General features: G+C 40.2%; 25 protein-coding genes and 2 pseudogenes. 23 read left to right on the top strand and 4 right to left on the bottom strand.

The genetic code is table 11. The annotated features are described in order from the left end of the window. Positions 1–48 precede the first annotated feature (48 nt). Positions 49–240: pseudogene (locus NQ503_RS17800) on the top strand (MATE family efflux transporter); the annotation flags it as partial. Beyond that, positions 220–735, top strand: a pseudogene (locus tag NQ503_RS15815) (HpcH/HpaI aldolase/citrate lyase family protein); the annotation flags it as partial. The pseudogenes NQ503_RS17800 and NQ503_RS15815, both read left to right, overlap by 21 nt. A gap of 230 nt (positions 736–965) precedes the next feature. Here the strand turns inward: NQ503_RS15815 and NQ503_RS15810 are convergent. After that, a complete protein-coding gene (locus NQ503_RS15810) occupies positions 966–1,415 on the bottom strand; it encodes an Rrf2 family transcriptional regulator (RefSeq protein WP_005423129.1) in 450 nt (149 codons plus the stop codon). 227 nt (positions 1,416–1,642) lie between these two features. Here NQ503_RS15810 and NQ503_RS15805 point away from each other — a divergent pair, with 227 nt between their 5' ends. After that, positions 1,643–2,269, top strand: coding sequence for a DUF3786 domain-containing protein (locus NQ503_RS15805; RefSeq protein WP_005423133.1), 627 nt, complete (start codon positions 1,643–1,645; stop codon positions 2,267–2,269). On the opposite strand, the gene NQ503_RS15800 is transcribed toward NQ503_RS15805, so the two are convergent. After that, entirely contained in the window at positions 2,191–2,838 is a 648-nt protein-coding gene (locus NQ503_RS15800) for a TetR/AcrR family transcriptional regulator (protein WP_005423137.1), read from the bottom strand. The genes NQ503_RS15805 and NQ503_RS15800 overlap by 79 nt on opposite strands. 168 nt (positions 2,839–3,006) lie before the next feature. Here NQ503_RS15800 and NQ503_RS15795 point away from each other — a divergent pair, with 168 nt between their 5' ends. The 10 genes from NQ503_RS15795 (at position 3,007) to NQ503_RS15750 (ending at position 15,940) form a co-directional block, all read left to right on the top strand. Continuing rightward, positions 3,007–3,777, top strand: a complete 771-nt coding sequence (locus tag NQ503_RS15795) for an ATP-binding protein (RefSeq protein ID WP_005423141.1) — start codon at positions 3,007–3,009, stop codon at positions 3,775–3,777. A gap of 85 nt (positions 3,778–3,862) precedes the next feature. Next, positions 3,863–4,795, top strand: a complete 933-nt coding sequence (locus tag NQ503_RS15790) for an AAA family ATPase (RefSeq protein ID WP_005423143.1) — start codon at positions 3,863–3,865, stop codon at positions 4,793–4,795. A gap of 6 nt (positions 4,796–4,801) precedes the next feature. Further along, positions 4,802–6,619, top strand: coding sequence for a cobaltochelatase CobT-related protein (locus tag NQ503_RS15785; protein ID WP_005423145.1), 1,818 nt, complete (start codon positions 4,802–4,804; stop codon positions 6,617–6,619). Positions 6,620–6,635: 16 nt separating this feature from the next. Then, a complete protein-coding gene (locus NQ503_RS15780) occupies positions 6,636–6,830 on the top strand; it encodes a hypothetical protein (protein WP_005423147.1) in 195 nt (64 codons plus the stop codon). 64 nt (positions 6,831–6,894) lie between these two features. Next, positions 6,895–7,644: an ATP-binding protein gene (locus tag NQ503_RS15775; RefSeq protein WP_005423149.1), complete on the top strand. Its 750-nt coding sequence runs from the start codon at positions 6,895–6,897 to the stop codon at positions 7,642–7,644. A 200-nt stretch (positions 7,645–7,844) separates the two neighbouring features. Next, entirely contained in the window at positions 7,845–8,549 is a 705-nt protein-coding gene (locus tag NQ503_RS15770; protein WP_005423151.1) for a LytR/AlgR family response regulator transcription factor, read from the top strand. 28 nt (positions 8,550–8,577) lie between these two features. Further along, entirely contained in the window at positions 8,578–9,885 is a 1,308-nt protein-coding gene (locus tag NQ503_RS15765; RefSeq protein ID WP_005423153.1) for an ATP-binding protein, read from the top strand. Positions 9,886–10,026: 141 nt separating this feature from the next. Continuing rightward, complete coding sequence (locus NQ503_RS15760; RefSeq protein ID WP_005423155.1) at positions 10,027–12,888, top strand: glycoside hydrolase family 3 C-terminal domain-containing protein; 2,862 nt, start codon at positions 10,027–10,029, stop codon at positions 12,886–12,888. A 26-nt stretch (positions 12,889–12,914) separates the two neighbouring features. Beyond that, a complete protein-coding gene (locus NQ503_RS15755; protein WP_044925161.1) occupies positions 12,915–15,353 on the top strand; it encodes a glycoside hydrolase family 3 C-terminal domain-containing protein in 2,439 nt (812 codons plus the stop codon). Next, positions 15,350–15,940: a hypothetical protein gene (locus NQ503_RS15750; protein ID WP_005423172.1), complete on the top strand. Its 591-nt coding sequence runs from the start codon at positions 15,350–15,352 to the stop codon at positions 15,938–15,940. Before NQ503_RS15755 ends, NQ503_RS15750 begins: the two co-directional genes overlap by 4 nt. A 257-nt stretch (positions 15,941–16,197) precedes the next feature. Here NQ503_RS15750 and NQ503_RS15745 read toward each other — a convergent pair whose 3' ends face one another. Together NQ503_RS15745 and NQ503_RS15740 are read right to left on the bottom strand one after the other, a co-directional pair. Continuing rightward, complete coding sequence (locus tag NQ503_RS15745; RefSeq protein WP_227231694.1) at positions 16,198–17,049, bottom strand: IS3 family transposase; 852 nt, start codon at positions 17,047–17,049, stop codon at positions 16,198–16,200. Further along, positions 17,016–17,588: a transposase gene (locus NQ503_RS15740; RefSeq protein ID WP_005422936.1), complete on the bottom strand. Its 573-nt coding sequence runs from the start codon at positions 17,586–17,588 to the stop codon at positions 17,016–17,018. The genes NQ503_RS15745 and NQ503_RS15740 overlap by 34 nt, the downstream gene beginning before the upstream one ends. A 409-nt stretch (positions 17,589–17,997) precedes the next feature. On the opposite strand from NQ503_RS15740, the gene NQ503_RS15735 reads away from it, so the two are divergent. The 10 genes from NQ503_RS15735 to NQ503_RS15690 all read left to right on the top strand — a co-directional run bounded on the left by NQ503_RS15735 (position 17,998) and on the right by NQ503_RS15690 (position 26,531). Beyond that, complete coding sequence (locus NQ503_RS15735) at positions 17,998–21,051, top strand: VaFE repeat-containing surface-anchored protein (protein WP_044925112.1); 3,054 nt, start codon at positions 17,998–18,000, stop codon at positions 21,049–21,051. A gap of 177 nt (positions 21,052–21,228) precedes the next feature. After that, positions 21,229–21,552 carry a YdcP family protein gene (locus NQ503_RS15730; protein WP_005423177.1) on the top strand — a complete coding sequence of 108 codons (324 nt, stop codon included), beginning with the start codon at positions 21,229–21,231 and terminating at the stop codon, positions 21,550–21,552. A 15-nt stretch (positions 21,553–21,567) separates the two neighbouring features. Beyond that, a complete protein-coding gene (locus NQ503_RS15725) occupies positions 21,568–21,951 on the top strand; it encodes a YdcP family protein (protein ID WP_005423181.1) in 384 nt (127 codons plus the stop codon). A 13-nt stretch (positions 21,952–21,964) separates the two neighbouring features. Beyond that, positions 21,965–23,356, top strand: coding sequence for an FtsK/SpoIIIE domain-containing protein (locus NQ503_RS15720; protein WP_005423182.1), 1,392 nt, complete (start codon positions 21,965–21,967; stop codon positions 23,354–23,356). A 158-nt stretch (positions 23,357–23,514) separates the two neighbouring features. Continuing rightward, positions 23,515–24,747, top strand: a complete 1,233-nt coding sequence (gene mobT, locus NQ503_RS15715; protein WP_005423183.1) for a MobT family relaxase — start codon at positions 23,515–23,517, stop codon at positions 24,745–24,747. 3 nt (positions 24,748–24,750) lie between these two features. Continuing rightward, positions 24,751–24,885, top strand: a complete 135-nt coding sequence (locus NQ503_RS15710) for a DUF3789 domain-containing protein (RefSeq protein ID WP_005423185.1) — start codon at positions 24,751–24,753, stop codon at positions 24,883–24,885. Then, positions 24,882–25,103, top strand: coding sequence for a hypothetical protein (locus tag NQ503_RS15705; RefSeq protein WP_004844214.1), 222 nt, complete (start codon positions 24,882–24,884; stop codon positions 25,101–25,103). The genes NQ503_RS15710 and NQ503_RS15705 overlap by 4 nt, the downstream gene beginning before the upstream one ends. A 5-nt stretch (positions 25,104–25,108) precedes the next feature. After that, positions 25,109–25,600 (top strand): antirestriction protein ArdA, encoded by a 492-nt coding sequence (locus NQ503_RS15700; protein WP_005423187.1) that lies wholly within the window; start codon positions 25,109–25,111, stop codon positions 25,598–25,600. A gap of 15 nt (positions 25,601–25,615) precedes the next feature. Next, entirely contained in the window at positions 25,616–26,011 is a 396-nt protein-coding gene (locus NQ503_RS15695; RefSeq protein ID WP_005423189.1) for a hypothetical protein, read from the top strand. 16 nt (positions 26,012–26,027) lie between these two features. Continuing rightward, on the top strand, positions 26,028–26,531 hold the full coding sequence (locus NQ503_RS15690; protein ID WP_005423194.1) for an antirestriction protein ArdA: 504 nt from the start codon (positions 26,028–26,030) through the stop codon (positions 26,529–26,531). Positions 26,532–26,617: the final 86 nt, after the last annotated feature.

Raw genomic sequence — 26,617 nt, 5'->3', positions numbered from 1 at the left:
AGAGGAGTTAGAACAAAAATGGCGGAAAGCAACAAAATGCAGGCAGTCAAGAACATATTTATCGGTGCAATGAGGGTGATTTCTTTAAGTTTCTTGTTTGCCGGAATCAATGTTGCTTATCAGAGAATTTATCAGGCACTGGATGGAGGTATGGAATCACTGGTTATTTCACTTTTGAGACAGCTTGTAATCATTTTACCATTGGCGGGAATTTTTTCTATATTTGTCAGAAATGCACAGAAACCAGGACTTATCAAAGATCCATATATTTACAAACCGGATTCCATCATGCTGGATATGGAAGATGCAGTAGCAGAAAATCAGAAAGATGCAGCACGTTTTTCACTCTATCATGCACTTAAGACGATTAATTATCGTGTTTGTGAACGAGTAGTCAGAATCAACGGACTGGACAGCCCTTACTGGAAAGAAGACATTCGTTGTTCAGTAGCCGGTGGATGTGATTCTATTCGTATTCCTAAGACAGAAAGTGCACAGGATGTGCAGCTTGTAGAGCGTGAGATCATTTCAGCAGAAAAAGAATTTGGACTTCCGGAAGGAAGTGTCCTGATCATGGCAGCTGTTGAATCAGCAAGAGGTGTTATGAAAGCTCTTGATATCTGTGAATCCAGCGAGAGACTTTTCGGTATCGCACTTTCCGGTGGTGATTATACAAAAGACCTCCAGACACACATCACAGGAACCGGAATCGAGCTTATGGGTGCAAGACAGAACGGTTGAATGCAAAAGTTATTGCAACCCGGGGGGGACGTTTTCTTGGACTAAATTGCTATTCCTAAACTACGTCTATATTGAAATGGACTCATTCCACCCAACGATAATGACATCCTCGATCAGAATGAACTAGAGGATGCTCTGAAGGATCAATTAATATTTTTTTCCGCCATAATATAAAAAATGGTGGCATTTCGTATTTGCTGAAGGTACATGAAAGTGTTCTCCTGTTAAATAATATTCTGTAAGTTATTTTCTATAGATGTCCGCTGATAGTAGGTATCTATGATATCCTGTAAAGTAATCGTATTCATTTTTTCTTCGGCATCCTTTTGAATTTCATTGTAAAATCCCTGCAAAGATAACTGAATGTTAATGCCAACGCCGCAATCAGGGTTGGTATGAGTATCTAAATGAAGCAAAGGTTTATCACCTTCAACTGCTTTATAAATATCCAGCAATGTAATCTGTTCTGCTGGTTTTGAAAGAGAAGGACGGGCATGTCCGGCTACACTGGTCATAAGTTCCGCTTTTTTTAGTTTTAACATAAGCTGGCGTACAAAGCCGGGATTTGTATGGACACTTTCTGCAATTGAGGCACTGGAGAGGGATTTTTCCTGGTTGATAGCAATCAGAACCATCACATGAACAGTATCACTTAATTTCGTTGAGTATTTCATGATAAGAAGCTCCTTGTAGTATGATATAATAATCTTGTTTTCACGTTTTGGGGTGAAAATATTTTTGGTTTGTTTAAAACGTCCTAAGTTCTCAACAGTTCTTTTTAATGTGTTGATAAACTGTACATTTTTTAATGTTTGATGATTGTAAATAATATAATTACAACTATAATGGGGATTAAAGGAAAAGTCAACACAGTAATGAAACTTACGGCAAAGGAGAGTTTATGGAATACAAAAATCAAACAGAAAATCGTGCATTTCAGGAAATGTTGCAGGCGGCAGTAAAACGGCTGCAAAATCGTTCTGGAGAGGATATTGCTGCAAAAAGTGGGGCTGTTTTTCATAGCAGCCGGAATGCGCTTGAAGTACTGAGTTTTTATGAAACGATTGAAATTCAACTCCCTGAGTTTCGTATTAACTCAAATATGGATGAATGGCATTATCTGATATTGCTGCATTATCTGGATATGGCCGATGGAACAGAAGGTTCACAGAAGCTCATTACTTTTGGTAACCTGAAAGATGGATTGATTCGAGGAACCAAGTTTGACCGGACTGCAGAGCAGAAACTGGAAAAACTTTTGCAGGACAAAGAGCCTGAGAAAATTCAGAAAGCATGTACAAGTCTGGGTGCAGAATTCACAGAGACAAAGGCGGATCTGTGTGCTGTTTTTCCAGTTCTGCCAAGATATCCGGTAACTTTAAAGATATGGTTTGCGGATGAAGAATTTCCTGCATCGGGAAAACTATTTCTTCAAGATCATGCCGATCATTATCTGAGTGTAGAAGATGCGGTAACAGTTGGAGAAATTTTACTGCAAAAATTATCGGAAGCATTTTCTTCCCTCTGATCATGAATCAGAAAACTTTCCAGTCCGGCTTTGATAAATTTGTCGATTACTGTCTGAATCTGTTTCCAGTCATTACAGTGATTGCGGAGCATCAGTCTGTTGATGGAAAGGCAGCCGTTCATTTGAAAATAAAAAACCGATTCTGCCTGTTCAAAGGTCAGGAGGCTGTGTGACATAAGCCAGGTCACATAGCCTTCTTTTGTATTTTCTGCTATTTTTTCCAGAAGAATAGGGGCAATTGCATCATCCAGAAACAGTGCCCTGTATTGTGATTCCATCTGTATTTTCTGACAGAACGGATAGGAACAGCTTTTTTGATTTAGACAGAATAAATGATCTACAGTTGTTAACATATCCTGAGTCATATCATTAAAAATATCTGATAATACATCATGGATATCGTAGTAATGAAGATAAAAAGTGCCACGGTTGATTTCAGCATTTTTGCAGATCTCTGTAACTGTAATTTTCGTAAAACTTTTCTGCGTTAACAATTCTAAGAACGTATTTTTTATGGTTTGCCTGGTATAGCGGGTACGGCGATCTTGTTTTCTGGTTTTTTCTGACATTATATACTCCTGTATTATTTGGTATCGTATGATTCCTCAACAATTTTTCTGATGTGTTGAGTAGCCATACAAATCTCAAAGATTGATTATTGTAATTTATATAGTAACAACTATAATGGGGTTTAAAGAAAAAGTCAACAGATTGTTCAGAATATTAGGAGGAAAAACATGGGACATGTAATTGCAATATCAGGAAAAGGCGGCGTAGGAAAAACAACACTTTGTGGATTATTGATCCAGTATTTGTGTGAAAGTGGGAAACGTCCGGTTCTGGCCGTGGATGCAGATGCGAATGCCAATTTAAATGAAGTGCTTGGTGTGGAGCCGGAGATCACACTTGGAGAGCTGAGAGAAGAAATTGAGCGGGCAGGCGTAGATCCACGATATCAGATCCCATCCGGTATGACGAAACAGGCATATCTGGAAATGCGTCTTTCTGATGCGATTGCGGAAGAAGATGATTATGATCTGATGGTAATGGGGCGAACCCAGGGACAAGGCTGCTATTGTTTTGTAAATGGTCTTGTGCAGACCCAGGTTCAGAAACTGCAAAGCCATTATCCATATATTGTGGTTGATAACGAAGCAGGTATGGAACATATCAGCAGAGGAATCCTGCCAATGATGGAAGTTGCGATTCTTGTAAGTGACTGTTCCAGAAGAGGTGTTCAGGCAGCCGGACGTATTGCAAAGCTGATGAAGGAGTTAAACTTTAAACCACAGAAAACTGGATTAATCGTGAATCGTGTTCCAGATGGAAAACTGGATGCCGGAACTCTGGAAGAAATTCGAAATCAGGGACTGGAATTGTTAGGGGTTGTGCCACATGATGACCAGGTATATCAGTATGACTGTGATGGAAAGCCGATCATACAGCTTCCGAAAGATTCTCCTGTAAGAAGTGCACTGGGAGAAATTGTAAAGAAGTTGGGATTGTGAGTTGGAGGATTGAAAGTTTGAAGATTGAGTAAACAGAAATATTATCTGATTTGGCATAACTAATTGTAAAGAAAGGAAAATCTTCATGAGAAATCATTGGGCAGAAATAGAAAAATATTTAGAAGACCAGAAGATAGCGCAGGAACTAATTGGAGAACTGAGAGATTTTCACATGCGTTATGAGGTAGAGGATCAGGTAAAGGAACGGGTAGAAAAACCGGATATCCTGTTTTATGGGAAAAAGATTCTGGAAATGTCAATAGCAGCGCTTCTTCAGGGAGATAACCTGTTACTTTCCGGTGCGAAAGCTACAGGGAAAAATGTACTATGTGAGACACTGGCATGGATATTCGGAAGACCGGAATACGACATTTCTTTTCATGTAAATACAGACAGTGCCGATCTGATTGGAACGGATACCTTTATAAATAATGAGGTTCGCCTTCGGAAAGGCCCCATCTACCAATGCGCGGAATTTGGAGGATTTGGAATCCTGGACGAAATCAATATGGCAAAAAATGATGCGGTCTCTGTACTGCATGCCACACTGGATCATCGGCGCAGAATCGATATTCCAGGATATAACAGGATTTTACTTCATCCGGCAACACGATTTATCGGCACGATGAATTATGGTTACGCAGGTACCAGAGATCTAAATGAAGCATTGATTTCAAGGTTTATGGTAATTGATATGCCTGAAATGGATGAGGATAGTGTCCTTTTTGTATTAAGACAACATTTTCCAGAGGGGAAAAAAAGTGCATTGAAAGCTTTTGCAGGACTGTTTCTGGATTTGCAGATCAAAGCTTATCATGGAGAAATCTCAACAAAATCTCTCGACCTGAGAGGATTGGTTTCTGCTGTAAAAGCAACAAGAAGCGGACTTTCTCCAATTGAAGCAATCCAGATGGGGATCATAAATAAAAGTTTTGATGTATTTGAAAAAGAGATCGTAGAAGATGTGGTTTCTACCAGAATCCCATCTTCCTGGACCGGAAAAGACATATGGGGGTAAACTTGTATGGAGGATGTCAGATGGCCGGCGGAACAACTGGAAGAACATCGTCTGGAGGTCAGCAATCGTATCAGAAATCTTTTTTGGACAGTCAGTGGTGATTATGATATAGAATTTGAACCGGACACAGAAAAATATGTTTATTCAAAACAAACGGTTCTATATGAGGCAGTGAAGCAGGGTGCCTTTGCACGATATTTTGATCAGAAGAAACTTGGCATGTATTTGATGAAAAAAATATATTTTTCTGCTGGAGAAGATATGCTTTTGCCTCTTACTGGATTATGCATGGATGCTGCAGTGAATCGTTTTATCATTCGAGAACGTTTGGGAACAAAGGAAATCAGAGAACAGGCGTTCAGAGAATTGGAAAAAGCCGAGGAAGAGCAAGTATCAGACAAAGCTGGAACAGACCTGATTCACAGGATTAGGCTTCTGTATATAAGGCATGTTCTGGAGAACACAGACGATAAGGGAATGGAGCCACAGGCAGAGATTGCATTGTACAAGATTCTTTCTCTGAAGGATGCGGAAAATACGGAAGATGTCATAAACGTGATAGACGAGATTTATAATCATGTTCTGGATCCCTCTTTTGAAAAAAGAAATGGAAATCTGGAGAAGATTCTGAATTTGCCGGATATGGCATTGGCCAATGACGCGTGGCAGGAATGCATGACAGATGAACAGATGGAAGACATCATTCAAAAATATCTTTCTAATCTCAAAAAAAAGATGATGAGTCTGGATATCAGAAACAAAAAGAAAAAAAGATTTTATTTCTCGCCGGAAAATGAAGAAGTTCCGAAAAGCTCGGAAAATATAAATCCACAGGCAGTGCGACGAATACGGGAATATGTGGAACTGAATTACGGAAAATCGTATCTAAGTGAATCGGAGCAGGTCAGAGTCAACCGGAAATTTTGTACAGGAATCCATAAAAACTGTATCCTGTATCTTACAGATGGAATTTTACAGAGCCCTGTGATAAAAAATAATCAATACCGTTTTTCTCAGCTGCAGTTTGAAAAAAATAAAGCCTATTATGGAAATAATCACTGGATCATCAAAAGAAATATTTCTGTGTTGGCAGAGTCACTGAAACGGGCATTTATAATCCGAAAGGATGATTTTGTCAGCAGATCTGATGCAGGGCAGCTTGTTCCTGAGAGGTTATGGAAAATTGGAAGAACAGACGATGACAAGTTATTTAATAGAAAAAAAAGATCTGATGATTCTGAGTTTGTAATAGACGTCCTGATTGATTCCAGTGGTTCCCAGGCTGACAGACAGGCTCAGGTAGCGGCTCAGGGATATATTATCAGTGAAGCATTAAGCCAGGCAGGAATTCCTCATCGGGTGACAGGATACTGTGCTTTCTGGGGATATACAGTACTTCAGAGATTTCGGGATTATGAAGATCCAAGGGAAACAAATGAAAGAATCTTTCAATTTCGGGCATATGCCAATAACAGAGATGGGCTTGCACTGAAAACAGTCTCTTCCTCTCTCATGGAGCGACCGGAAAAAAATAAGATTTTAATCGTATTAAGTGATGGAAAACCCTGTGATATGAGCATACAACGACCAGGAACCCGCCAGCCCAAGATCTATGACGGAGAAAAAGCTGCGAAAGATACTGCATATGAGGTGCGTCGGGCCAGAAATCAGGGAATTTTCGTAATTGGTATTTTTGTAGGGAATGAAGAAGAGCTCTCCGTGGAAAAGAGAATCTATGGAAAAGATTTTGCCTATATTCGTAATATCAGCAATTTTTCCCGTATGGTAGGAACTTTTTTGCGAAGACAAATTGATATGGAATGAAAATGGAGGAATCACTATGGGTAAAATTGAATTTTCCAATTGTCAGGATGTAAGAAATCAGAAAAAGATACAGGAATTAGATTGTCCACGCTGTCATGAATCGGGAGGCATTGAAGCCTTTGTGAAAGACGGGATGCTTGCAGAGGACGGAGTATGTGATAACTGCGGATATATTCTTCCAGAAGGAACAGAACTGGAGGAAGTGGAGTAAGAAGCATTTAAGGAAAGTAAAAGTCATTAAATAATCAATTACGGGTAAAGGAGTAAATATAGAGATGAAAATAGCAGTTTGCGGAAAAGGCGGATGTGGAAAAAGTACAGTAACCAGTCTTTTGGCTAAGGCTTTAGCCAGACGAGGAAAAGAAATTTTGGTAATTGATTCCGATGAATCTAATTATGGTCTACACCGACAGCTAGGTATGAAGCTTCCCAGAGATTTTACAGATTATTTCAGTGGTAAGCAAAATGTTTTAAATGATATGATGTTATCAAAATTTACTCATCAGTTTTTTGAGGAAATCTGGACTATAGATGATATACCGGAAGATTATTATAGTCTGAAGGACGGTGTAAAACTGATGAGCAGTGGAAAAATCCATCAGGCAAATGAAGGGTGTTCTTGTGCTATGGGAACAGTTATGACTCAATTTATCCAAAATCTCAGGCTTACAGAAGACCAATTTGCGCTAATGGATATGGAGGCTGGTATTGAACACTTTGGACGTGGAATTGATAACGGTGTAGATTTGATATTGATAATCATAGATCCATCATATGAATCCCTACAGCTTTCCAAAAAAATCGGGGAATTATCGGAAAGTATTCGAAAACCATTTTATTACGTTCTCAATAAAGTAACAAAAGAGAATCAGGAAATGATGTATGAAGCTGTATGGAATTCAAGTCGAGTCGCTGCGTCTCTTAGTGCGGATTCTAGTATTATGGGAGAGGGACTGATGGGGAAAGAACTATCAGAAAAACCAGATGCTATTGAAAACTTAACAGAATTTCTACTTTCTATTTAAAGAACGAGGAGATTTACTGTGGATATATGATAAAAGAAAACCAGATTATACAGCTGTAATTTGTAAAATTAGATCCGCTTGATGCAAGAAAAAAGCAGTGATATACTGAAATAAAAGATATTTATAAAATAATAAAAACCTGGAACTAAATTGTGTGATTGAACAGTTACAAAGAATGCAATTTTTGCGGAGGGTATAGGATGATACAGATTGCAGTTGTGGAAGATGAAGAAATTTACGTAAAACAATTAACAGAGTATATCCGGAAATATCAAACGGAAAGGGGAAGATCAATAAAGGTTACAGTATTTGGTGATGGAGAAGATATCACAGAGAATTACAGTGGCGGTTTTGACATTATTCTGATGGATATCCAAATGCAGTTTATGGACGGTATGACAGCAGCAGAAAAAATCCGTCAGATGGATCAGAAAGTAATTATCATGTTTATCACAAATATGATCCAATATGCAGTACGTGGATATGAAGTTGATGCAATGGATTATGTAGTAAAACCAGTTGAGTATTTTTCTTTTTCGCAGAAACTGGATAAAGCAATTGGACGTATTCGTTCTGAAGCAAAGGAATTTCTTATGATTACGATTGGAGAAGGAATCGTAAAAACAGATATAGCAGATATCTATTTTATTGAAGGACAGGGACATAATGCAGTTTTTCATACTTTAAGAGGGGATTACAGTTCCAGAGTTACGTTAAAGGAACTGGAAGAAAAATTGATAGTTCATAATTTCTTCCGGTGCGCCAAGGGGTATCTGGTAAACATGAATCATGTAGAAGGCATTGTTGGTTCTGACTGTGTGATTCATAGTGTACATATACCAGTCAGCAGAACTAGAAAAAAGGAATTTATGAATAAACTTTTGCAAAATCTGAACATGGATTAATTTTGTTGGGCGGATAACGGAGGAAGTTATGTTATACCAGGATATTCCAAGAATTTATACAGCAATTGCGGAGTGGGGAGCGTGTCTGGTTTATCTCTATATGTTGAAAAGAGAAAAAATGAAATCTGCACATTTTTTTATTGGTGTGTTGCTCATGCTGGCATTGCAGTGTGCTTTTCTGGTTGCGACAGGTAATGTATCAGAGGTTTTATGGATTCCCTGTATGATTATTGCTGTTGCTATAATGTATGTATTTCTTATGGTTGGAGGAAGCATGAAACCTCTTGGGGCAGGCTATTGCTGTGCCAGAGCATTTGTGTTGGCAGAGTTTGTTGCTTCTCTGCAGTGGCAGATTGTATCTATTGTACAGGTGAGAGGAATTCAAAGTTTCTGGACTGAAATTTTGATTACGATTATAGTTTTCGGTGGTTGCTTTGTCATTGATATTTATCTGGAAAGGGATTTTCTGAAACAGGATTATCTTCAGCAGATGACTGTAAAAGAAGTTGTAGCAGCAGCAATCATGGCAGTTACAATCTTTGCGTTCAGTAATCTGAGTTTTTTGAGTGAAAATGTACCATTTGCAAGCAAAGAACGTGCAGATATTTTTTCTATGAGAACCCTGATTGATTTTGGAGGAATTGCAATCCTGCATGCTTATCAGAGCAGGATTAGTGAGTATATTGCCGAAAAAGAACTTTCAGCAATGAATGTGATCCTGAAAAGTCAATATGACCAGTATCGAAACTATCAGGACAGTCTGGATCTCATTCAGATGAAATATCATGATTTGAAGCATCAGATCACAGCACTTCGTGCCGAATCAGATGCGGAAAAACGCAAGAAGTGGATTGATGCCATGGAGGAAGAAGTTTCTGCATTTGAAAATATGAGCAAGACAGGTAATCAGGTGCTGGATACAATTCTTGCAGCTAAAATTTTTCATTGTCGAAAAAATCATATACAGATTACCTGTGTGGCAGATGGTAAGTTGCTAGATTTTATACATGTAACAGATTTGTGTTCCATTTTTGGAAATGCACTGGATAATGCAATTGAACATGTAATTATGATACCGGAAGCGGAAAAAAGACTGATTCATCTGACGGTATCTGCAAAAAAGAGTTTTGTATTTATTAAAATAGAAAATTACTGTGAAGATAAAATTCAGAAAAATGAAAATGATCTGATTACAACAACAAAAGCAGATCGACAAAACCATGGATTTGGTTTAAAAAGCATTCGTACTGTTGTGGAGAAATATAATGGTTCTGTGGATTTTGGAGTAGATCAGAACTGGTTTGAATTAAAGATTCTTTTACCCAGAGTAATGTAAAGCTCTGGGTGTTTTTTTGCATTTCATGCCATATTTTTGCATGTTGTGCCAAAACCGGCACGATGAAAAAGATATGATATAGTAAGGTCAACAGGAAACAGTTCCTGAAATTACAGGACAGATAAAAAGGAGGAGAAGAGAATGATCAGTGTTGAAATGGAAGACGTCCTGGCGGTATTACAGTTGTGCAAACCGTATATTATCGGTATTGTTGCTGCACTTGTAATTGGAATCGTAATTATGATCGCGTGCCGCAGGATGTGCAGGGACAAAAGATTTCTGATAAGAAGGGAAGCTGCGATCGCAATGGTTCTTGCAGTTGTTGTCTGCGTGAATATGATCTGTTTTGGACCAATGGCTACGTTGATTGGACTTGCAACGGGAAATGGAACTTTAAGCGATGAAACAAATGAAGAAGCTGCGGAAGCAGCAGAAGAAATTATGGAAGACGGAATTGTTCTTCTGAAGAATGAAAGCCTGCTTCCTTTAAATGAAACAAAAAAACTGAATATTTTTGGCTGGGAATCTATTAATCCGGCTTACGGAGGAGCTGGCTCAGGAGGAATCAATGATCTGTATGATATTGTCAGCCTGAATCAGGGACTTGAAAATGCAGGATTTTCTATTAATCAGGATCTTGTTGATTTTTATAATAATTATGGTGCAGATAATCCGGAAATGTCAATTCAGAAACAGAGCTGGACATTACCAGAACCACCGGCAGATACATACAGTGATGAACTTATTGAAAGTGCAAAAGAATATTCAGATGTGGCAGTTGTGGTTCTTTCAAGAAAAGCAGGTGAAGGTCATAACGATATTCCGATGGATGTAAGCAAAGCAGCTTATGACAATAACTCTGATGCGTATGACGATTTCCCGGAAGGAGAGCATTATTTACAGCTTTCCCAGACAGAAAAAGACATGGTAGACATGGTCTGTGATAATTTTGATGATGTTATTGTAATTTATAATGGCGCAAACCAGTTTGAACTTGGATTTACAGATGAATATCCACAGATTAAGTCTGTTGTATGGTGTCCTGGAACTGGAAATGTCGGATTTAATGCACTTGGAAAAGTATTTTCCGGTGAAGTAAATCCTTCTGGAAAAACACCGGATACATTTATTTACGACATGACAACTGCTCCATGGTGGAACAATGGAGAAAAGATTGAATATACTAACCTGGCAGATATGGCAGTTGAAGGAATGAATGCAGGATCTCCGCAGGTATACGCTCCAGCATTTACAAACTATGTAGAAGGAATCTATGTAGGGTACAAGTATTACGAAACAGCAGCACAGGAAGGCTTTATCGATTACGATAAAACAGTACAGTATCCATTTGGATATGGACTGAGTTATACAGAATTTGAACAGAAAATGGGTGAACTGGAGGAAAAAGACGGACAGATTTCTGTAGATGTAGAAGTAACCAATACAGGAGATGTTGCAGGAAAAGATGTAGTAGAAGTGTATTACAATCCACCGTATACGAATGGCGGGATCGAGAAAGCTTCTGCAAATCTGATTGAGTTTGCAAAAACAGACCTGCTTCAGCCAGGAGATTCTCAGACAGTCACAGTTACATTTGATGTAGAAGATATGGCATCTTATGATGAGAATGACGCAGAAGCGTATGTCCTCGAAAAAGGAGATTATGTGATTTCTATTAACAGGGATTCACATACCGTTTTAGACCAGAAAACTTATACCGTAGATGACACTGTGGTATATGCAGGCGAAAATAAAAGAGCATCAGATGATACTGCTGCAGTAAATGTATTTGAAGATGCAAAAGGAGATATAACATATCTGTCACGTGCGGATCATTTTGCAAATTATGAAGAGGCTACAGCAGCACCGGCATCTGTAGAGCTGGGTGAGCCATATGTTTCTGAATATCATCTGAACAGCAACTTTGATAAGACTACATATCTCAATGATGAGGATGTAATGCCGACAACGGGAGCTGATAATGGACTTACATTAGCTGATATGCGTGATGCTGATTATGACGATCCTCGTTGGGAAAAACTTCTGGATCAGCTTACTGTTGATGAAATGGCAAATATGATTGCGATGGCTGGTTATCAGACAGCAGCTATGGATTCTGTGGGAAAAGTGGCTACACTTGATTTCGACGGACCAGCAGCAATTAATAACAACTTTACAGGAGTTGGTTCTATTGGTTTTCCGATTGAAGTTGTAATTGCTTCCACATGGAACAAAGAACTTGCACAGACCTGGGGTGAATGCATGGGCAAGATCAGTCAGGAAATGGGTGCAGAAGGCTGGTATGCACCAGGTATGAATACTCACAGAACTGCATTTGGAGCAAGAAACTATGAATATTTTTCAGAAGATGGAGTTCTTGCAGGAAATATGGGTGCAAATGCAGTAGAAGGTGCAAGAAAATATGGAGTTTATTCTTACATTAAGCATTTCGCACTGTATGAGGGAAATGCAAAGATGGTAAGTGTCTGGTCAAATGAGCAGGCAATCCGGGAAATCTATCTGAAACCATTTGAAGTCTCTGTAAAACAGGGAGGCGCAAATGCGGTTATGGTTTCCTGGAGTTTCCTTGGAGATAAATGGACTGGGGAATGCAGTAATCTTATGAACACAGTTCTCAGAGATGAATGGGGCTTCAGGGGAATGGCACTTACAGATTTCTTCCGAAATAATGGCCACGGATTTATGAATGCAGATGCAGCTCTGGCAAATGGAGTAGATGCAATGTTGTCCACGTTCAACGGAGAAGAAAACAATGTAGCTAATCCGGAGCATCCGACATCTGTACTTCAGATGAGAAATGCCTGCAAAAATGTCATGTATACAGTTGTAAGCAGCTGGGCTTATGACGGAGAACACGAAGAAACAGGTATGGAAAACTGGAAAAAAGCAGGAATTGGTATCGATATTGTAGTGGCACTTCTTGCAGTAGGAATGGAAGTACTGATTATCAAAGGATATAAGAAAAGAAAAAATGCAGAATAAAAGATGAAAGCGGGATGAAAGACGGTATGAAACAGCAAAAACTGGTTGAAAAGATGACAATAGAAGAAAAAGCAGCTATCCTTAGTGGAAAAACTGTCTGGCAGACCAGAGAGATTGACAGGCTTTCCATCCCGTCCATCTTTCTTTCGGATGGACCTCATGGGATAAGAAAACAGGCAGGAACAGGAGATCATTTGGGACTGAATGCATCCTTGAATGCAACTTGTTTTCCCACAGCAGCGACGATAGCAAACAGCTGGAATCAGAACCTGGGGGAAGAAATCGGACAGGCATTAGGAGAAGAAGCTGCAAGTATGGATGTAAATATCCTGCTTGGTCCGGGATTAAACATTAAAAGAAGCCCATTATGTGGAAGAAATTTTGAATATTTTTCAGAAGACCCATATCTTTCCGGTAAGATGGCGGCGTCATATATTCGTGGAATACAGAGTAAAGGCGTTTATGCCTGCCCGAAGCATCTGGCGGTTAACAGTCAGGAACTTCGGAGAATGGCAATGGACGCAGTTGTTGATGAACGGACATTAAGAGAAATTTATCTGACCGGTTTTGAGATAGCTGTTAAAGAAGGACACGCAAAAGCAATCATGAGCAGTTACAACCAGATTAATGGGATTTATGCTAATGAGGACAAACATCTTTTGACAGACATCCTGCGCAAAGACTGGGGATTTGATGGAATTGTAGTAACAGACTGGGGCGGAAGCAATGACCATGTGAAAGGAGTTGCTGCCGGCTCAAATCTGGAGATGCCGTCCTGTGGGTACGATTCTGCAAGAGAAGTGATTGCTGCTGTCCAAAATGGAAAGCTGAAGGAAGCGGATTTGGATGAAAGAGTTGGAGAACTGGTGGATGCAGTTATGGAACTGACATCAGGTAAGAAGCTTTCAGATAAAAACTTTGACAGAAATGAACATCATCAACTGGCAAGGAAAGCAGCAGCAGAAAGCATGATTCTTCTGAAAAATGAAAAACAGATTCTTCCGCTGGATACTAAAAAATCCATCGCTGTTATTGGAGATTTTGCTTTTTCACCCAGATATCAGGGGGCAGGATCTTCTATGGTCAATCCAACAAAAGTAGAAGACATGTCATCGATTTTGCAACAATATGATTTGAATATTTTGGGAATGACAAGAGGTTATCATAGAAATGGAGATGTAGATGAGAATGATAGAAAGTTTGCATTAAATTTGTCTATGAACGCGGATATTGTAATTTTCTGCTTTGGTCTTGATGAGATCAGTGAATCAGAAGGACTGGACAGAACCCATATGCGTATTCCGCAGGACCAGATCGATCTTCTGCAGGATATCAGTAAGGTGAATGAAAATGTTATTGGTATATTGAGTGCAGGATCTGCGATAGAAATGCCATGGCACACCTGCTGCAAAGCAATTTTGCATGGCTACCTGAATGGACAGGCAGGCGCTTCTGCAACATTGGATATTCTGACCGGAAAAGTGAATCCATCAGGAAGACTGGCAGAAACGTATCCTATATCTTATGAACAGACACCGGCATACCGATATTATCCAAGCAATGAGAAAACATCGGAATACCGCGAGAGTGTTTATGTGGGATATCGCTATTATGATACTTCAAAAGTCCGGGTGCAATATCCATTCGGCTTTGGGCTTTCCTATACGGAATTTACATATTCTGATCTTATTATAGAAGAGGATGGAATCAAAGTTTCGGTTACCAATACAGGTGACAGAGACGGAGCCGAGGTTGTTCAGATGTATGTAGGACTTCCTAATGCAATCGTGTTCCGACCGGAAAAAGAACTGAAAGGTTTTGCAAAAGTTTATTTAAAGGCAGGAGAAAGCAGACAGATTAGAATTCCTTTTGATGATAAGACATTCCGTTATTGGAATATAAAAACGGGACAGTGGGAAATAGAAACAGGAACTTATCAGATTATGGTAGGGGCCAGTGTTGCAGATATTCGTTTAACAGGTATGACTGAGAGAACAGGAAATAGTAAAGGGTATCCGTATAATCCAGCAAAAATGCCTTACTATTATACAGGAATCGTGCAGAAAATATCAGATGAGGAATTTCGTGAACTTCTTGGTCATGAGATACCGAATAGAAGATGGAGTGGAAATCTGGAAATCAATGATGCAATTTGTCAGATGTATTATGCAAAAAGCCGACTTGCAAGACTGATATATAGATGTCTCACAAAAATGAAAAAGAAGAGTGAGGCACAGGGAAAGCCGGATCTGAATATTCTTTTTATTTACAATATGCCGTTTCGAGGGATTGCCAAGATGACCGGTGGGGCAGTCAGTATGGAAATGGTATATGGAATTGTCGATGCTGTGAATGGCCACTTTATGCTTGGGGTAAAAAAAATAATTGGCGGATATTTCAGAAACAGAAGAAATAATAAGAAATATGAAAAATTATTAAAAGGAGCCGGAGGGAAGTGCAGATGAATCATATAAAAAATATATGGAAATGTTTTGAAGAGAAACATTCTGCTATCGCAAAATGGCTTTATCAGATATTCTATTTTGTTATATTCAGTATGGGCGTGACAGTATTCCAGTATCTTGTATTTACATTTTTACCAGGGATTTTGGGAATTGGTCTGGCTGGTACAGAATTTATGTGGCCAAAGGTTTCCATGAATCTGTTTGGAGTAAAATTTACATGGAGTTTGCTGGGGTATAATGTATTGCGTGATGCAACGGGAAATATACTGATCGGTGGTGGACTTGGCTATTTTATCAGTTATGAATTGGGGTCATTTCTTGCACAGTGTATCAATTTTCCACTTCAGAGAAATATTACTTTTAAAAGCCATGGAAATCCTGTATATCAGGCAATCTGGTATTTTGTTGCATGGGTGGTAATTTCACTGATTTGTAATGGATTTAATAATCTGTGGATGCCAGTTGCATCTGCATATGTGGCCCCGGCAGTCTATAACATGCTTGTGACAATTATCACAGGTGGAGTTTCTATGGTGATTTTTTTCTTTGTGTTTAAAATTATTTTCCCAGAGGGGAAGGCTGAATAGAAGAAATTAGCAAGTATGCCTGAAATCTAATAATAAAAGAGATGAGGAGTAGTAAGAAAATCAGACAAATATATTTTTCCAAGAATTTGTCGTAAAAATGTGGTCAAACCAAGAAAATCGAGTGCGAAAGAGAATGTTACGCCATGCACAGCTCGGGAAAGAATTCCCTCGCTGTAGGGCGGTCGCCCTATAAAATAGCAAAAAAAGACGCCTTTGCAAGTGATATGTACCCAGAATTCTGGACACATATTTATAAGTTAGGCGGACATCATGGATGCTTCTCTGTATTTTACAGGAGGCATCCATTTTGTTTTTGCCTGGATTCGTTTGCTATTATAGTAATCAATATATTCATCAATAGCAATTGCAAATTCTTCAAATGATGTATAATCTTTTTCAAAACCATAATACAGTTCTGTTTTTATTCTTCCAAAGAATGTTTCCATGATGCAATTATCGTAGCAATTCCCCTTTCTAGACATAGATTGAATTATTCCATGTTCTTTCAAACGATTTCGATAATAAGCATGTTGATATTGCCATCCTTGATCAGAGTGCAAAATTAAACCGTTTACAGAAGAATACTTATCAAAGGCTTTATCAAGCATTCTTTTTATTTGTTCTAAATTAGGACTTAGCGCTAAATCATATGAAATAATCTCATTTGTATTCATATCCAAAATAGGAGAAAGATAGCATTTTCCCCACGAAAAATTAAATTGGGATACATCTGTTGTCCACTTTTGCAGAGGTAAAGTAGTTGAAAAATTTCTATTAATTACATTGTCGGCTACTTTCCCAACTTCACCTTTATAAGAATGATATTTTTCTTTTGGACGTTTTCCAAATAATCCAGCGTCATGCATAAGACGTTGAACTCTCTTATGATTTACGTTGTAGCCACGATTTTTTAATTCCATATAAACTCTGCGTACCCCATATCTGCCTTTGTTTTCTACGAATATTTTTTTAATAACTAGAAGTAATTCTTCATTTCGTATAGCAACTGGATCTGTTTTATTAATTTCAAAATAGTATGTAGAACGCGCCATATTCATAGCCTTTAACAAGTGTTTTAACAGATATCCTTTTTCTTTGAGTTCTTTGATGATTGCTGCTTTTTCGCCTTGAGTAGCGCAGCTTCCCTTTCTTCTCTCAAGGCGATCTCTTTTTTTATTGCTTCATTTTCTGCTTTAATATAAGTAATTTCAGCTCGTAAACGAATCAGTTCTTCATATTCAGACTCATTTAATTTACGTGGATTATTTATGTTCATTTTTTTCATTGCGGACTCCTTTGGTTTTCGCCCTTTTCTTCGGCCTACAAGTCCATTATAACCCCATATTTTATATTTGCGAATCCATTGAGCAAGTAATCCACTGTTTATACCCACAGTATAAGCAACTGAAGTAATAGTATCTCCAGCTATAACTCGTGCAACAAGTTCATATTTTTCCTCTGGAGACCACTTTTTATTTGTACCATAGTGTTTTAAACAATCAGAAGTATTTGATTCTTCCAAATGATGCCATCTGACAATCATGTCATGAAAATTTTTTAGATTTATTATATCATTGGGTGCATCAATCCATTTTCCTTGGCGATACAATTCAACAGCTTTTTTCTTAAATTCGTAAGTATAACGCATAAAAATACCCCTTTCACTGGATGTCCAGTAAAAGGGGTACATATCAAAGTAAACTAGCAGGGCGTCTTTTTTCAACATTTTGCATGGCTTGTAGCGTTCACAAAATCTTCACAAAAAATTAGCACTCATTTATTGTTATTGTGACGTTGGTTTTGTCTAGTTTCATATAGTCCCGTAACGCCCTAGTTACAAGGGTTTCACGGATTTTGAAAATTTGTAGCTGTTCATCAAAAATCGTCATTTTTCAGAAATTTGGGGTCAAAATTGGCGTCAGATAGCACACCAGAGAGAAAAATTAAATATTTTATAGACTATGGAACGTACACTTTTGGCGTTCCTTTTCTATTTCCAGTCGTTCAGAAATGGACGGCTTTTTTCATACCCAAAATCGAAAGGAGAAAGAGAAAATATGAATAAGCTAGTAAAGCGATTGCTGACAGGAACGCTTGCTTTTGCAACCATTCTCACGGCATTACCAGTGACGGCGGTTCATGCTTCCGGCAATCAATATTGGACAGAATCAGCAGAACGTGTCGGCTACATTGAACACGTTATGAATGATGGTTCTATCAAATCTACATTCAATGAGGGACACATGAAAGTTGAGGGCGAAACTGCCTACTGCGTGGATATCAACACCAGTTTTAAGAATGGATATAAAACACGTTCTGACGCAAGCACCCGCATGAGTAGCGATCAGATTGCGGACGTTGCTCTTTCCTTAGAGTACGTCAAGCAATATACCGCTTCTCATACGAACTTGAATTACAAACAGGGATACTTGCTGGAACAGTGTGTTGTCTGGCAGAGGTTGAGTGAACAGCTCGGCTGGCAGTGCGATAACGTCAGAGCTTCCTATAATGAAATCTCACAGGCAGTACAGAATGAAGTTTACGCTGGTGCGAAAGCATTTGTGAAAGCAAATAAGGGACGCTATGAATGTGGCGGTTACATTTATACTGGCGAAGGACAGGACATCGGACAGTTCTGGGCGAAGTTAAATGTAGGAAATGCAAAGGTCAAAAAGACTTCTTCCAATCCAACGGTCACAGATGGCAATGCCAACTATTCCTTTGAGGGTGCGACATTTGGTGTCTATTCTGATAAGGGCTGTAACAGCCAGCTTGCCACACTTACTGCCGATGGAAACGGCGATACCAAAGAAGTTGAGGTAAAAGCCGGAACAGTTTACATCAAAGAACTTTCCGCACCAAAAGGTTACAAGCTGGATTCTACTGTCCATGCCTTAAATGTGGAAGTTGGAAAAACAGCGACATTAACTGTTGCTGACACTCCAAAGGTCACAGAGGCTTTGATTGATTTATTCAAAATTGACATGGAAACAGGAAAATCTACTCCACAGGGAACTGCTTCTTTAGAGGGTGCAGAGTTCACATGGAGCTATTATGACGGATACTACAATGCAGATAATCTACCTGCAAAAGCTACCCGTACATGGACAACCAAAACCGTTGCCGAAAAAGACAGTGACGGAACTATCCATTATGTATCCAGACTTGCCGACAGCTACAAAGTATCCGGCGACAGCTTCTATACACAGGACGGTAAAAATGTATTGCCACTTGGTACACTCACTGTCACAGAAACAAAAGCACCAAACGGCTACTTATTAGATGGTGCATATATGCAGGCTGACGGAAGTTCCGAACAGATTAAGGGAACGTACCTTACACAGATTTCCGAAGATGGCGAACTTGCCGTACTTTCTGGAAGCAACCAGTATTCCGTATCTGACAAGGTTATCCGTGGCGGTGTGAAAATCCAGAAACGTGACCTTGAAACAAAGGATACCAAAGCACAGGGAAGTGCGACCTTACAGTACACAGAGTTCAATATCATTTCTTTAAATGACAGTCCTGTACTGGTTGTGGGAAAATTATACAACAAGAATGAAACCGTAAAGAAGATTCAGACAGGCATTGACGGAATTGCTTCTACTTCTGCCGACTTGCTCCCTTACGGAAATTACAGATTAGAAGAAAGCAAAGCACCAGAGGGCTACTTGACAGATGGTGCAAAGGCAATCGACTTTTCTATCACGGAAGATGGAAAAATCGTGGACTTGACCGACAAATCCCACTCTGTCTACAACCAGATTAAACGTGGCGATATTGAGGGTGTAAAAATCGGTGCAGGTACACACAAACGTCTTGCAGGTGTTCCATTCAGAATTACAAGCAAGACAACGGGAGAATCCCATATTGTAGTTACTGACAAAAACGGTCAGTTCTCTACTGCTTCAAGCTGGGCTTCCCACAAGGTCAATACCAATGCCGGAAAATCCAGTGAGGACGGTGTATGGTTTGGGACATCTGAACCAGACGACAGCAAAGGTGCATTACTCTATGATACCTATGTGATTGAGGAATTAAAGTGTGATTCCAACGCCGGATTTAAGCTGATTCCAGCCTTTGAGGTGGTCGTATCCAGAAATAAAGTGACCGTAGATTTAGGGACACTTACTGATGAATACGAAAAAGAAATCACAATCCATACCACAGCGACCGACAAGAAAACAGGCGAAAAAATGATTGTTGCCGGAAAGAACATCAAGATCGTGGACAAAGTCACACTTGATGGCTTGGAAGCTGGAACAAAATATAAACTTTCCGGCTGGCAGATGTTAAAGGAAGAAAACGCCGAACTTCTGATTGACGGGAAACGTGTAGACAGTAATTATACTTTCACTGCTGACAGTGAAAAAATGACGGTTGAGATTACTTACAGTTTTGACGGTTCAGCTCTTGGCGGTCAGAACCTTGTTACTTTTGAGGAATTGTACGATATAAGCAATCCGAAAGAGCCTGTCAAGGTTGCCGAACATAAAGACATCAACGATGATGGACAGACTGTTCTTATCACAGAACGTATCATCAAAATCCATACGACCGCTACGGACAAGAACGGCAAGAAAGAAATCGAAGCCGGAAAAGATGTAACGATTGTGGATAAAGTCACATTAGATGGGCTGGAAGTTGGAACAAAATACAAACTTTCCGGCTGGCAGATGTTAAAAGAGGAAAATGCAGAACTTCTGATTGATGGAAAGAAAGTATCCAATGATTATGAGTTTACAGCCGACAATGAAAAAATGACAGTTGAGATTGCATTTACTTTTGATGGTTCTTCTCTTGGTGGCAAGAGCCTTGTCACATTTGAGGAATTATACGATATGACCAATCCAGACGAACCAAAGAAAGTGACAGAACATAAGGACATCACAGACGATGGACAGACTGTGACAATCAAGGAAGTGCCGGAAGTCCCAGACACACCAAAGGATACCGACACGCCGGATACACCATCTATGGTTACTAAGACAAGTGACAGCCCAAAAACAGGCGACAATACCAATATCTATGCTTATCTTGCCATGCTCGGTCTTTCCTGCGTAGGGCTTGGCGGTATGCTTTACTTCAAACGTCGTAAAAAGAAATCATAAGGCGGTAATGTAGCGGTTGGTAGAGCGTTCAAGGTCGCCACCCTTTTTACAACTTCACGCTCCCGTGAAGCTCTGATTTACGGGAGCGTGAAGTCCACTAGGGGCGTGGGGAGTGTAGCTCCCCACAAAGTACAGCAGGAAAGAAAATAAAACAGAAAGAAAAGAGGTCAATCATTTATGGAATTAAGATTTGTCGTACCAAACATGGAAAAGACATTCGGGAACTTGGAGTTTGCCGGAGAAAATACTACGGAACAGCAGAGAATCAACGGGCGTATGGCTGTCATTACCAGAAGCTACAACCTGTATTCCGATGTGCAGAGAGCTGATGATGTTGTCGTTGTGCTTCCTGCCAAAGCTGGTGAAAAACATTTTTCGCCGGAACAGAAAGTAAAACTTATCAACCCACGAATCACTACCGATGGTTATAAAATCGGGGAACGTGGATTTGTCAATTATATCCTGCTTGCAGACGATATGTTACCAGCAGAAAGTAAATAAGGGGGTATTCAGATTATGAGATTAGCAAATGGAATCGTCATTGATAAAGAAAAGACTTTTGGAGTGTTGAAGTTCTCCGCATTACGCCGTGAGGTTCATGTACAGAATGAAGATGGAACGGTCAGTGAAGAAATCAAGGAGCGTACTTACGATTTGAAGTGCAACACACAGGGACGCATGATACAGGTATCCGTTCCGGCGACTGTTCCGTTAAAGGACTATGACTACAACGCCGAAGTGGAACTTATCAATCCTGTTGCAGATACGGTAGCCAATGCAAATTACCGTGGTGCAGATGTGGACTGGTATGTAAAAGCAGACGATATTGTTTTGAAGAACAAAGGCACTCATGCCGGAAATCCACAGAACAATGCTCCACAGCAACCGCCGAAGAAATAAGAGGTGTTAGCGTATGACGTGGAAAAAGAAAGGTAACAGGATTCGTGCCAGTGACAAATCGCTGGTCTATCACTTCTGTATCGGTTGGCTGTTGCTCCTGTTCGTTGAGGTGTTCCTGCTACTGAATCTGCGACAGCTCCTTGTTATAGACTGGAAAGATTTTAACCTGCTCCATGCCGGAATTACTTGGACTGCCTACAATTCCATTACGGTTCTGATAGCGACTGGTGTTTGTGCATTGGTCGCTTTCCTCTACTACCGTTACGGATATGACCGTATCAAGCGGTTGCTACACAGACAAAAGCTGGCTCGCATGGTGCTGGAAAATAAATGGTATGAAGCGGAGAACACCAAAGACAGCGTTTTTTTCACTGACCTGCAAAGCAGATCAAGAGAAAAAATCGTGTGGTTTCCGAAAATTTATTACCAGATGGAAAATGGATTGCTCCATATCCTGTGTGAAATCACAATGGGAAAATATCAAGAACAGCTTCTGTCCTTAGAGGACAAATTGGAATCGGGGCTGTACTGTGAGCTGACTGATAAGACACTGCATGACGGCTATATCGAATACACCCTGCTCTATGATATGATAGCGAACCGTATTTCGATTGATGAAGTGATTGCCGAAAACGGCGGTCTGCGGTTAATGAAAAATCTGGTGTGGGAATATGATTCACTTCCCCATGCCCTTATCTGTGGTGGTACTGGCGGTGGAAAGACCTATTTTCTGTTGACCATCATTGAAGCCCTGCTTAGAACCAATGCGGATTTATACATTCTTGACCCGAAGAACGCTGACCTTGCAGATTTGGGAACAGTCATGGGAAATGTCTACCACACGAAAGACGATATGATTGACTGCGTCAATGCCTTTTATGAGGGCATGGTCACACGCTCAGAAGAAATGAAACTGCACCCAAACTACCGCACAGGAGAAAACTATGCTTATCTGGGGCTTGCTCCACAATTCCTTATCTTTGATGAATATGTGGCGTTTTTGGAAATGCTGACGACAAAGGAAAGCACTGCCCTGTTAAGCCAGCTAAAGAAAATCGTTATGCTCGGCAGACAGGCTGGATACTTTCTGATTGTGGCTTGCCAGCGTCCAGACGCAAAATATTTCGGAGATGGTATCAGAGATAATTTCAATTTCCGTGTGGGACTTGGTCGGCTGAGTGAACTTGGCTATGGTATGCTCTTTGGAAGTGATGTGAAAAAGCAGTTTTTCCAGAAGCAAATCAAAGGGCGTGGATACTGTGATGTAGGAACAAGTGTCATATCGGAATTTTATACTCCCCTTGTACCCAAAAGCTATGATTTCTTGGGTACAATTGGGAAACTTGCACACATAAGGCAGGACGGACAGGTGGCGTGCGGAGCGAAAGCCACAGGTACGGACTAGCCTTGCTGGTGTGGCGGTAGCCACGCCAGCATATATTAAGCCCCTCGGTATCTAACAGAGGGGCACAAATCACAAGGAAACATACACAAAAGTTACCGATTCTTGGCTCAAATCAAGCGTTTGGTAGCTTTTTTTACTGCTGTGACATCGGATATAAAATGTCACAGTTTTTTCGTAAAGGGGGTATCGCACTGAATGATACAGAGTGGATACAGGATTTTGCAGACAGACGTTTGCAATACGGTGTATCCCAGACGAAACTTGCGGTCATGGCTGGAATCAGCCGTGAACATTTAAGCCGTATCGAATCCGGCAAGGTGGCAGTCACAGAAGAAATGAAAGTAAAACTTTTGGAAGCTCTGGAAAAATTCAATCCAGAAGCACCGCTTACCATGCTGTTTGATTATGTGAGGATACGGTTTCCGACACTGGATATTGGACATATCATCAAAGATATTTTACAGCTCAATATTCAGTACATGATACATGAGGACTTCGGGCATTACAGTTATACAGAACACTACTACATCGGAGATATTTTCGTATATACTTCTCCCGATGAAGAAAAAGGTGTCCTGCTGGAACTGAAAGGAAAAGGCTGTCGCCAGTTTGAAAGTTATCTGCTGGCACAGGAACGGAGCTGGTATGATTTCCTTATGGACGCTCTGGTGGACGGTGGTGTGATGAAACGCCTTGACCTTGCCATCAATGACCATACAGGAATGTTGGATATTCCAGAACTGACCGAAAAATGCCGGAATGAGGAATGTGTATCGGTGTTCCGTTCCTTTAAGTCCTACGCTTCCGGCGAACTGGTCAAGCATGAGGAACAGGACAAGGCTGGCATGGGCTATACGCTTTATATCGGCTCATTGAAAAGTGAGGTGTACTTCTGTGTCTATGAAAAAAGCTATGAGCAGTACATCAAACTGGGGATTCCCATTGAGGAAGCACCCATAAAAAACAGATTTGAAATACGGTTGAAAAATGAACGTGCTTATTATGCTGTCCGTGACCTGCTGACTTACTATGACGCTGAACGGACGGCATTTTCTATCATCAACCGTTATGTACGCTTTGTGGATAAGGAAGCAGACAAGAAACGGAGCGACTGGAAATTATCTGTCCGCTGGGCGTGGTTCATCGGGGAAAACAGAGAGCCGTTAAAGCTCACGACCAAACCCGAACCCTATACACTGGACAGAACCCTACGCTGGATTCAACGGCAGGTTGACCCGACACTCAAAATGCTGGAAACAATCACAGCGAAAACAGGGATTGATTATCTGAAAGAAATCCGTAAATCCACGAAACTGACGGAAAAGCACTACAAGATAATCGAACAACAGACCACATCAACCGAAGATGTGATTTTAGAAAAGGAGAATTGAAAAATGCAACGATTATTATTTGACTTCCTGTTCTTCTCTTTAGGTGGAACAGTTGGCGTGATTGCCATGTGTATTTTACAGGCTGGCAGACAGTCTGACCGAAAAATGATGGAACTGAAAGGAGAAAAGAAAGTATGAATTTTGGACAGAACCTTTATAACTGGTTTTTAAGCAACGCACAGAGCCTTGTGCTGATGGCGATTGTTGTTATCGGTATCTACTTGGGATTCAAGCGTGAGTTTTCCAAACTTATCGGATTCTTGGTAGTTGCCTTAGTAGCCGTTGGTCTTGTATTCAATGCGTCCGGCGTAAAAGACGTATTGTTACAGTTATTCAATAAGATTATTGGAGCGTAAAGCCTATGGAAGAATGTAGCGTATTGATTGAAACGACCAAATCAGCAGAGGATAAAACCTCTCGCTGGTTTGATTTACCCATTGATTATGAGCTGTTCCGTGACCTGCTCGGTGTGGAAGCTGACAGCAAAGACTATCAAATCACAGATATGAAGCTCCCCTTTGCTGGCGATATTGTAAGGACAACTTCTGTAAGACGATTAAACAAGCTATACTTTGCTTACACGGATTTATCGCCAGAAGTTCAGCAGGCATACAAAGACTTGATTCCTTATTTTGGCGGTGTTGAGGATTTGTTGCAGGAATCCGAAGAATTTTTGTTTTATCCAGAGTGTCACAACATCATGGACGTTGCCCGTTACCGCTTGGAGCATAACATTGAATTTTCTGCTCTTTCCGAAAAAGGAAAGAAATATTTTAATCTGGAAGCCTACGCCCATGAACTGGAAGAAAAAGGACGTTATGCTCTCTGCAACAACGGTATGTTCAAACTTTGACAGGTGGTATTGCTTATGGCAGAAATGAAAGTATTTGTTATCAATCTTGATGAACAGGAAAAAGATACAGGCTGTGCATGGTTTACACTGCCCTGCAACATAGAAACATTAAAACAATCCATTGGCTTACCGCCGGACAGTGACCGTTATCTTATCAGTGATTATGATTTCCCTTTTGAAATCCTGCAAGATACAGACCTTGACCTGTTAAACAATATCTGCCTTGCGATTTCGGAGTGTGAAATTCCACCCGAAGATATACCTTTAATTCAAAGAGAATGGTTTTCAAACCTGCAAGAGCTGGAAGCCGGACTTTGCAATGTTACATACCATCGGAACTGGTCAGGTATAGAAGAAACATCGGAACATTTCTTGTGTGTGCATGGCAGATTTTATGAATACAATGAGTGAAAGGAAGTGACCGCTTATGATTGATGATATGCAAGTCTATATAGCCAATCTTGGCAAGTACAATGAGGGAGAACTGGTCGGGGACTGGTTCTCTTTTCCGTTGGACGAAGAAGTGATTGCAGAACGTATCGGCTTAAATGCAGAGTACGAAGAATACGCAATCCATGATACGGACAACTTCCCGATGGAGATTAGCGAATACATTTCCATCGAAGAACTGAACCGTATCTATGAGCAGTTGGAAGAATTACCGGATTACCTGCTGGACGACTTGGACAGTTTTATATCCTGCTATGGAAGTCTGGAAGAACTGGTGGAACATAAGGACGACATCATTCTGTATTCCGGCTGTGAAACGATGACCGATTTAGCCTACTATCTGATTGATGAAGAACAGGTACTCGGAGAAATCCCGTCCTCTTTACAGAACTATATCGACTACGAAGCCTACGGGCGTGACCTCGATATAGAGGGGACATTTATTGCAACAAACGCTGGTATCTGTGAGGTACTGCGTTAAGGGCTGGCAGATCAGCACCGCCACTGGTGCTACTGTCAGCTTTTCTCTTGGGGACAGTCTGGGAAATCCGGCTGTCCCTATTGTTA

Origin of the sequence: Blautia obeum ATCC 29174 (genome assembly GCF_025147765.1) — a bacterium.
Classification (GTDB): Bacteria; Bacillota; Clostridia; order Lachnospirales; family Lachnospiraceae; genus Blautia_A; species Blautia_A obeum.
The sequence above is the reverse complement of the archived record's forward strand: the minus strand, read 5'-3'. Positions and strand labels throughout refer to the sequence as shown.